The organism is Saccharopolyspora sp., from assembly GCF_017434145.1.
GTDB classification, from domain to species: Bacteria; Actinomycetota; Actinomycetes; order Mycobacteriales; family Pseudonocardiaceae; genus Saccharopolyspora_C; species Saccharopolyspora_C galaxeae.
Map to the genome: position 1 here is coordinate 1 of NZ_JAFRFW010000961.1, position 9,029 is coordinate 9,029.

General features: G+C 68.5%; 8 protein-coding genes, 1 tRNA gene and 1 pseudogene. 5 read left to right on the plus strand and 5 right to left on the minus strand.

The window, feature by feature from the left end; translation table 11 throughout:
- Positions 1–699: 699 nt before the first annotated feature.
- Positions 700–1,086, minus strand: coding sequence for a hypothetical protein (locus IJH84_RS25925; protein WP_295150027.1), 387 nt, complete (start codon positions 1,084–1,086; stop codon positions 700–702).
- A 737-nt stretch (positions 1,087–1,823) separates the two neighbouring features.
- On the opposite strand from IJH84_RS25925, the gene IJH84_RS25930 reads away from it, so the two are divergent.
- A complete protein-coding gene (locus IJH84_RS25930) occupies positions 1,824–3,158 on the plus strand; it encodes a hypothetical protein (RefSeq protein ID WP_295150030.1) in 1,335 nt (444 codons plus the stop codon).
- A gap of 64 nt (positions 3,159–3,222) precedes the next feature.
- Here IJH84_RS25930 and IJH84_RS25935 read toward each other — a convergent pair whose 3' ends face one another.
- Positions 3,223–3,789, minus strand: a complete 567-nt coding sequence (locus tag IJH84_RS25935) for a TetR/AcrR family transcriptional regulator (protein ID WP_295150032.1) — start codon at positions 3,787–3,789, stop codon at positions 3,223–3,225.
- A 168-nt stretch (positions 3,790–3,957) separates the two neighbouring features.
- On the opposite strand from IJH84_RS25935, the gene IJH84_RS25940 reads away from it, so the two are divergent.
- Entirely contained in the window at positions 3,958–5,061 is a 1,104-nt protein-coding gene (locus IJH84_RS25940; protein WP_295150035.1) for an alpha/beta fold hydrolase, read from the plus strand.
- Positions 5,062–5,279: 218 nt separating this feature from the next.
- Here the strand turns inward: IJH84_RS25940 and IJH84_RS25945 are convergent.
- From IJH84_RS25945 to IJH84_RS25955, 3 genes are all read right to left on the minus strand, one after another.
- Positions 5,280–5,354 (minus strand) — tRNA-Val (locus IJH84_RS25945).
- A gap of 111 nt (positions 5,355–5,465) precedes the next feature.
- On the minus strand, positions 5,466–5,666 hold the full coding sequence (locus tag IJH84_RS25950) for a DUF4177 domain-containing protein (RefSeq protein WP_295150039.1): 201 nt from the start codon (positions 5,664–5,666) through the stop codon (positions 5,466–5,468).
- A 140-nt stretch (positions 5,667–5,806) separates the two neighbouring features.
- Positions 5,807–7,027 (minus strand): NADP-dependent isocitrate dehydrogenase, encoded by a 1,221-nt coding sequence (locus IJH84_RS25955; RefSeq protein ID WP_200068523.1) that lies wholly within the window; start codon positions 7,025–7,027, stop codon positions 5,807–5,809.
- Positions 7,028–7,207: 180 nt separating this feature from the next.
- Here IJH84_RS25955 and IJH84_RS25960 point away from each other — a divergent pair, with 180 nt between their 5' ends.
- The 3 genes and pseudogenes from IJH84_RS25960 to IJH84_RS25970 all read left to right on the plus strand — a co-directional run.
- Positions 7,208–8,041, plus strand: a complete 834-nt coding sequence (locus IJH84_RS25960) for a metal-dependent hydrolase (RefSeq protein ID WP_200068522.1) — start codon at positions 7,208–7,210, stop codon at positions 8,039–8,041.
- 82 nt (positions 8,042–8,123) lie between these two features.
- The gene (locus IJH84_RS25965) at positions 8,124–8,321 is read left to right on the plus strand and encodes a DUF1918 domain-containing protein (RefSeq protein WP_200068521.1); all 198 of its coding nucleotides are present in this window, start codon (positions 8,124–8,126) and stop codon (positions 8,319–8,321) included.
- A 105-nt stretch (positions 8,322–8,426) separates the two neighbouring features.
- Positions 8,427–9,029: pseudogene (locus IJH84_RS25970) on the plus strand (hypothetical protein); the annotation flags it as partial.

Genomic DNA, 9,029 nt, shown 5'->3' on the forward strand with positions numbered 1-9,029 from the left:
ACGGCCGAACCCCCCCCGGGCGACCGGTGGGGGGTCGGTGGGTCGCGGCCGGTCCCGGCTGAGTCGTTGGAGCGCCGGGAATCGGCCGGTGCCGGAGTGACCGCGTCGGCCGAGCGTGACCACCGGAGTGCTCGCGATGGCCCAGTGATCTGGATGGCCCGGTGATCTGGATGGCCCGGTGATCTGGATGGCCCGGTGATCTGCGATGGCCGGCCGCGGAGCGGTGCGGCCTCCCGCAAGCCGGAACGGCTCGCGCGCTACCGGCCACTACAAGCATTCGCGGGAGCAGCCGTGAACTCCCGAGTGCCGTACATGTTGCTGCGCGGCACTGCGACCGCGCGATTCCATCGGAATCCTCCGCACCGCCATGATCGCCACGCCCGTGCTGCCCGGTTCGGCCGGCGGCGGATGCGCGCGGCGGCCCGCCGTTGAGCCGTTCCGCCTGGGACATCCCACCGGCCGCTGCGTCGTGAACCTCGACTCGGTGGGTGCGCGGAAACCGCGCAGGCGCGCGACTCCGGCGTGATCCGGACGGGTCGGAGGCTGTTCGCCAAGAACCGTCTTGCTGTCCGGAACCGCTGCCGCCGGAGGGCACCAAACGCAAAAATCCGCTGCCGACGTGGTGTCGGCAGCGGATCCGCGAACTCGCGCCGTTCGTGGTGTTCGCGAACACCGATCACGCGAGGGTGCGAACGCCGATCATGCGTCCGGGTTGTCCGGCGTCTCGCTCGAGTCCAGCTGACCATTGCCGTTCTCGTCACCCGGAGCACCCGGCTGCATCTGCGGCGGCAACGCATCCGGGTTATCCGGCGTCTCACTCGAGTCCAGCTGACCATTGCCGTTCTCGTCACCCGGAGCACCCGGCTCCATCTGCGGCGGCAACGCATCCGGGTTATCCGGCGTCTCACTCGAATCGAGCTGACCATTGCCGTTCTCATCGCCCGGAGCACCCGGCTGCATCTGCGGCGGCAGCTTCTTCACGGCCGCCTGACCAGGATCGGGTACCGATTCGCCGCTGGTTCCGCAGGCCGCCCCGGAAAGCCCCAGCCCCGCAATGATCACGCCGGTGATCAACGCCTTACGCATCGTTCTCTCCCCAAAAACCGCGTTCCAAGTATTCGTCCGTAGGACGCCGCACTCGCCCCCAGGTTGACCGACCGTGAATCACGTCACAGGAACTCAACCAGTAGCCGCCACAAGGACCACCCCGAATGAAATCGGGTTGTGCGAGAAAGCGCGACCAGCACCCTACGGGACCTCGCAGACCACCGAATTCCGTCGCAACGCCGTCCCGCACGCCCCCGCAACCTCGATCAGCCCAGCTCAGACCACCCAGAAGCCGCCGATGACCGACCGGCACCGCCGCGTCGGGCCACCACGGGCCACGGCCACGAATAGGGAAAACCTCTTTTGGCCCGGATGTTCACCACCGCACCAGGGAACTGCCACCTGCGCCGATCCGGGGCCGCGACGGGTCCGATGACCGAAGCCCCGCCGCGACTTCCACCGACCGCGCCGATCTCCGTTGCACGTTCGGGCAGCAGCGCTGCCCGAACGCGTCACCCGGGCGCCTTCCCGCAGTGCCGCCGCTGCCGGTCGTCCCCTCTTCATTCCTGCTGAGCAGTGGGGATTGCGCAGCGAGAGCTGCCCGCGTCGGCGGCCTTGTCCGTTCGGGCAACGGGTCCTGCCCGGATCACCTCACGTGTGCGTCTTCCGGCGGCGCGGTCAGCTCCGGAAACTGGTCGGCGAGTGCTTCCCAGGAGGCGGAAATGCGCGATCGCGAGCAACGGCCCGAAAGCCGGCAACCCCGCACCGCCCGGCCAATGCGGACGACCGAGCGGCCCGCCACCGAGCAGGTACCGGCAGCCGGGCGGGTGACACCGTCGAACGCGCTAGCCATGCAGCAGGCGATCGGTAACGCGGCAGTGTCCCGGGAAATCGGCTCGCAGGCGCAGCGCGGTGCGGCAGCCACTCGTACGGGAGGTGCGCCGTCCGTGCAGCGCATGGAACGAGTGCGGGAAGAACCACCGGGTCCTTCCGTGGCGGTCGACTTCCCGGCGCCGCCCAAGCAGCCGTGGTGGCAAGTGCTGTTCTGCGGTTCCCGGGACAAAGCCGCCGACGAGTGGACCAAATTTCGCGATGAAGTCCGCCGTCTCCACCCGCAGGCCGACACAGATCCGCAGGTGCGGTTCAGCGACGCGCAGCGATCCGTTCTGGTCAACTACGACACGAGAACCCTCAACAATCTGTATCCGCACCTCGTGTACAAACTCGCGGAGCAGGCGCGCAAGCATCTCAACAATCAGCTGCTGGGGCCGGTCGACACGCTCAAAGAATCCGGAAAGGGATCCGGGAGAACTCGCGCGCACTGGGCAGCGCAGGACGATCGCGAGCGGGTGCTGCGCCAAGAGGCCGCGACCGAAGCACACGTCACTCCCGCGCCCGCCAGGCAGAACCCGGTGGACCAGCAGACGGGCCTGCAACCAGCCGCTGCGTTGCAGGCGCTGATCAACTCGAACGCCGACGGCTTCCTCATCGGAGAGCGGCACAAGGAGCCCCACGCCTGGGACTTCCTCGCGGCGAACATCGGAGCGGCGCGCGCCGCCGGGCTGCGAACGATCTTCCTGGAATCCATCCGCAGCGGGGCGCAGCAGAACTGGGTCGACCAGTACCTGGGCGGCGCGAATCCGCCGCAACTCAACATATTTCTCGACCGGAACCGGGCCGACAAGAATCACGACGGACTGCGGACGCTGCTGGCCGCGGTGCGAGCTGTCGGGGGAATACGTGTCCGGGCCGCCGACACCCTCGTGGCCGAAAAGCGGTCGGTGCAAGGCGCATCGCAAGCCCAGCGAGATTGGAAATTGCACGAGCGGGCCGCCATGATGAACACGTACGCGGCGGACGCCGTGCGAACCGACCAACAGAGCAATCCCGGCAAATACGTGATCCTGGTGGGCGAGTCGCACGCCAGCTACCACAGCTTCAGCGGCGACCGGACCGCGCTGCAGGGCGAACCCGCCGAACTCGTCGGCGACGGCGGCAGTAATCCCGGCCTGCCCGACCGGGTCCCGGGAGTCGCGCAATACCTCAACATTCCAGCCGTGCGGCTGTCCGATCCGTCCAGCCCGGTCCCGATCGCTTCGATCCCGCTATGACCTCGAAGCACCGGCCCACCCGGAAATACCGAGGCCCCTGCCTCGACGGAGCCCTCGTGACTTCCTAGATCGCGCTCGTCTTCGCCTCGGCTGCCCGGTGCAGGCGATCGGCAGTGATCTTGCAGAGTTGTTCCGTGGTGGCCTCGTCGATGCTGTGAGTGATCGCGCCTTCGAGGGTGAAGGTCGCGGCAGCGATTTCCGCGGTGCGGTGCTCGGCGGCCAGGGCATTGGCGAGTTGTCGCTCGAAGAGGTTCTCGAAGCTCTGATGGAAGCCGGTATGCCACTCGCGAACGGACTCCGAGACAGCGACCCGGTTGTGCACCGTGGCGACCAGGTGCTTGACCGGCCGGAGCCTCTCGATCAACCAGCGGAACTGCTCGGCGAGCGGCCGGTCCGCCAGCGAGGCGTGCTCATGCAGTAGCACTTGGAGATACTGGTCGGCTACGGCTACGAGCAGTTCGTCCTTGTCGCGGAAGTACCAGTAGAACGTGTTCGGAGCGACGCCGGCGTGCTGGGCGAGTCGGCTCATCGAGGTGGCCTCGTAGCCCTCGAGCACGAGCAGCTGCGCTGCAGCGGCCAGCAGCTCATCGCGCTTCTGCTCCTTGGGGACCGGGCGGCGGTTACGAGGCATGACGGCATCTTGGCAGGTATTCAAGAACCCGCCAACCTGGCTTCTCCCCTTCTGACCGGGCGCAGGCGCCGAGTGGCCACTTCTTGACTCGCATTCAAGAGGGCCATAGCCTCGCGATCGACTTGAACGGTAATCAAGAGCCGATGGGGCCCGTTGAGGAGGACGGCGATGGAGACGACATCGGGGCGGAACCCGGGCGCTGAGACCGTGCGGCGCGACGTCCGGTTCGAGTCCGGTGGCCAGCAGTGCGCGGCGTGGCTGTACGCCCCTGCCGAAGCGAGTGGATCGCGACCGCTGGTGGTCATGGCACACGGGCTCGGCGCGGTGCGGGAGTGGCGGCTGGACGCGTTCGCGGAGCGGTTCGCCGAGCAGGGCTGGATGGTGCTGGTGTTCGACTACCGGTACCTGGGGGCCAGCGAGGGCTCACCTCGACAGCTGCTCGACATCAAGGACCAGCTCGACGATTGGCGAGCCGCCCTGGCCTACGGCCGATCGCTGCCGGGGGTCGACACCGATCGGATCGCGGCCTGGGGAACCTCCTTCGGCGGAGGGCACGCGCTGCGGATCGCGAGTGAAGACCACCAGCTGGCCGCCGTGGTGGCCCAGTGCCCGTTCACCGACGGTCCGGCTTCGCTGTTCTCCCGCTTCCGCAGCTCACCGTTGAGCATGTTGTGGCTCATCGCCGCCGGGGTGCTCGACACCGTGGGGTCCTGGTTCGGCGCGAAGCCGGTGCTCGCTCCGGTGGTGGGCGTGTGGTGGATGCCCGCCTACCTCGTGTCGCCGACCGCGATCGCCGAAGCCTCGCGGCTGCTGCCCCCGGGAACCCGGCTCTCCGCCCGGACTTCCGCGGCCGTGACCAAGATGTCATCGCTGGGGAGGGGACTGTCGAAGAACGTCGAAACCGGTGACGATTCCTTCCGGCCCGCCGACACAGGGGTCGGTCGCGACACCCTCTGGGGCGTTCTCAAGGGGACCGACGGCGGGGCCGACAGCGCCAACGGGGTCGCGGCCCGGTTGGCGCTGCGGCTACCGCTGTACCGGCCGGGAAAGGACCTGCCGAAAGTCACCGCGCCCACCCTGCTGTGCGTGTGCGAGGACGACAGGGCCGCACCCGCCGACACCACGGCCCGGCTCGCCGCCGGGCAGGACCACGTCCAGGTCGGCCACTACGAGGGCGACCACTTCGACATCTACGTGGGCGACCTGTTCGAGCGCGCGGTACGAGACCAGACCGCCTTCCTGGCAGCGCAGTTCGGCCCGAGCAGGCGGTGAGCAGATAGTCGGCACCGGCCTGTTCCCCAGTCCAGGCGGTCGGTGCCGGGCGTCCAGCGGGTGATCTCCTCATGCTGGGCCGGTAATCGCGCGACCGATTTTCAACTCGGAGGGCCGCTTGTTCGCAGCACGTCCCACGGTCGAATCACGGTCAACTGAACACGCATCCGCGCTCGGACCACCAAGATCGTTGGCCACACCGCCGACCTGCAACAAAATGGTGCGCGATACTGGGATCGAACCAGTGACCTCTACCGTGTCAAGGTAGCGCTCTCCCGCTGAGCTAATCGCGCTGGTGAAGTTGGCCGCGCCGACGGCGCGTTGTCGATCAGCTTACCGAACCGGAGGTCGTCGCCGACGGCCGGGCCGACCGGCCCGGGACGCGCCCGGGCCGGTCGCGGTTTTCAGCGCTCGCGCTCGAAGGTGACCAGCAGGCCGTCCACTCCGCCGGGGCCGACCCGGCCCTTCACGTCGGCGCCGGTGATCGTCTTGAGCCGCCAGCCGTCGGCGGCGTGCTCGTTCAGCACCTTCTCCAACCGATCGCCGGACATCTTGCCGCCCAGCATCTTCTCCCGAAGCTCCACGACCTTGTACTGGTACGGCATCCGTTCCGCTCCTCACTTCGTTCGCACCGAGGTCCCACCGGGAGACGCTCGGCGCGCGGCGAGGTTCCCCCGGAAAGCGAAAACGCCACTCCCACCCCGGAATCGGGGCGAAAGTGGCGTTCCAGGCTACCCGAGGAAGATCAGCGGTCGGCCATCTTCTTCTGCAGGTTCTCGTCCAGCGTGGCCAGGAATTCCTGGGTGGTCTGGTGGCCCTGGCCGCCGCCGACCAGCAGCGCCAGGTCCTTGGTCATCTTGCCGCTTTCCACGGTCTCGATGACGACCCGCTCCAGGGCGTTGGCGAAACCGGTGACCTCCGGGGTGGAGTCCAGCCGACCGCGCTGGGCCAGGCCGCGGGTCCACGCGAAGATCGACGCGATCGGGTTCGTCGAGGTCGACTTGCCCTCCTGGTGCTGGCGGAAGTGCCGGGTGACGGTGCCGTGCGCGGCCTCCGCCTCGACCTTGCCGTCCTCGGTCATCAGCACCGAGGTCATCAGGCCCAGCGAACCGAAGCCCTGCGCGACCGTGTCGGACTGCACGTCACCGTCGTAGTTCTTGCACGCCCAGACGTAGCCGCCCTCCCACTTCATCGCGGTGGCGACCATGTCGTCGATCAGCCGGTGCTCGTAGGTCAGGCCCTTGGCCTCGTAGTCCGCCTTGAACTCGTTCTCGTAGACCTCTTCGAAGACGTCCTTGAAGACGCCGTCGTAGGACTTCAGGATCGTGTTCTTGGTGGACATGTACACCGGGTACTCGCGCTCCAGGCCATAGCGGAACGAAGCGCGCGCGAACTCCTCGATGGAGCGCTTGTAGTTGTACATGGCCATCGCCACGCCGCCGTCGGTCGGGAACTGCGCGACCTCCTGCTGGATCGGCTCGGAGCCGTCCGAGGGCGTGTAGGTGATGGTCACCGTGCCCGGGCCCGGGACCTTGAAGTCCGTGGCCTTGTACTGGTCGCCGTGCGCGTGACGCCCGATGACGATCGGCTTCGTCCAGGTCGGTACGTAGCGCGGGACGTTCGAGATCACGATCGGCTCGCGGAAGATGACGCCACCGAGGATGTTGCGGATCGTCCCGTTCGGGCTCCGCCACATCTTCTTCAGGCCGAATTCCTCCACGCGCGCCTCGTCCGGCGTGATCGTGGCGCACTTGACGCCCACCCCGTGCTGCGCGATGGCCTTCGCCGCGTCCACCGTGACCTGGTCGTCGGTGGCGTCCCGGTGCTCGATGCCGAGGTCGTAGTAGTCGAGGTTGATGTCCAGATAGGGGTGGATCAGCTTGTCCTTGATGAAGGACCAGATGATCCGGGTCATCTCGTCACCGTCGAGCTCGGCGACCGTGCCCTGGACCTTGATCTTGCTCATGTGGCGGGGTGCTCCTCTCGCGAGAATGCAAGCGGTACAAGCGTACTGCTATTCGTGTTCGATTGTGCCCCGCCCCCGCGGCGCGCGACACCTGCATGAGACGAATCCGGCGAGGCGGCGCTCCGACCGGCAGATCGTTCTTCTAGGCTCGGCGCGGGCGACGATCACGGGAGGCGGCACTTGGCGACCGGACCCACACACGCCATCAGCGGACTGGCGGCATGGGCCGCGGTGACCGCGTTGGCCGACAGCCACTTGATCGGCCAGCTCTCCCCCAAGACCTGGGTCGTGGGCGCCACGCTGGCCTCCGGAGCCGCGCTGCTGCCCGACATCGACCACCCGAAGTCCACCGTGGCCAGCACGTTCGGCGCCCTGTCGCGCGGATTCTCGGCGGCCATCAGCGGATTGAGCGGGTTCCTCTACCGGCTCACCCGCACCAAGAGCGACAGCGACCGCGAAGGCACCCACCGCGGGTTCACGCACACCGTGGTCTTCGCCGTGCTCGCCGGACTGATCACCACCGCGATCGTGCAGAGCAGCTCCGGGGCGGCGCTCGGCGTGCTGATGTTCACCTTCGCCGGGCTGGCCGTGCGCGGCATCATGCACACCTGGTCGCCGAGGCAGGACGCGCTGCTGATCGCCTGCGCCTCCCTCGGACTCACGCTGACCTGCTGGTACTGGGCCGGTGATCAGCCCACCGACGCGGCGGCGTTCGGCGTCGCGGTGATGCTCGGCTGCATCGCGCACTTCATCGGTGACGCCATCACCGAGCAGGGCTGCCCGATGCTCTGGCCGTTCCCGCTGTCCGGCAAGACCTGGTATCCGGTCGCCCCGCCGAAAGCGCTGCGGATGCGCACCGGCGGCAAGGTCGAGATGGCGCTGGTCGGGCCCGGGCTGACGCTGATCGCCGTGGTGCTGGGCGCGGTGGTGCTCTACCGGGTCGGTGCCGCACCGTGGATCGCGACGCTCGATCTGCCGCCCGAGGTGATGAGCTGGCTGGTGCCGCGAGCCTGATTCCCGGCCGCCCCGATTCCCGGCCGCAGAGCCCTGCGCGCTGTGGCGCCGGTCACCTAGCCTGGTGTCGGAGGTGAGGGCGATGAAGGCAGCAGTCGGCGACCAGCTCCACGTGCACAGCCGGACGGTCGAGGAGACCGACCGCACCGGCGTGATCCTGGAGGTGCGCGGAGATTCCGGCGATCCGCCGTACCGGGTGCGTTTCGACGACGGCCACGAACGGCTCGTCTACCCCGGCCCGGACTGCATCGTCGAGCCGCGGCGGCCGCAGGAGACCTGATCGGCGGGCGCCCGCCGATCACGAAAAGGCAGCAGGTGCACCGCAGCTCCGGTGCCCTCATTAGGGTGGGCGCGGCGTGACGTCCGGTGCGGAGGCGGTGACGAGTTGCACGACGACCAGGCCACCGGGCCTTCAGCGGGATCCTGCACGGGCCTGCCTGCCCAGTCCGATGCGGGTCTGTCGGCGCTGGCCGACTCGGACCCGCCGGCCCGGTCCGACGCGGACCTGTCGGCCCGGGCCGACGCGGACCTGTCGGCTCGGGCCGATGCTGACCTGGCGGCACTGCTGGCGAGGAGCTCCGGCAGCGAGCCGGCCATGCCGCTGCCGGCAGGCGAAGTGCTCGCCGAGCAGTCCACCCGCGTCACCGGCGACGAACCGCCGCTGTGCTGGATCAGCCTCGACGCACCCGCGCCGCGGCTGCTGGGCGCGCTGCGCACCGACCACCGGCGCACCGGCCTGTGGCCGCTGCTGCTGTGCGACGACAACGAGACTTACGGCAGCAGGTGCACGGTCGGCGTGGTGCCGCCGGAACCGCTCGAGCACATCGACATGTGGCGGGCCGAGGACGTCATGCGGCGGATCTGGGACGGGCTCTGCCGCTCCGACGACGACCTCGGCCCCGCCTACGACCTGGATTCGCTGGCGCCGTTCGACGCCAACTGCCCGGAACTCGCCCCTGCCGGGAACCTGCTGGCGGACCCGGACATC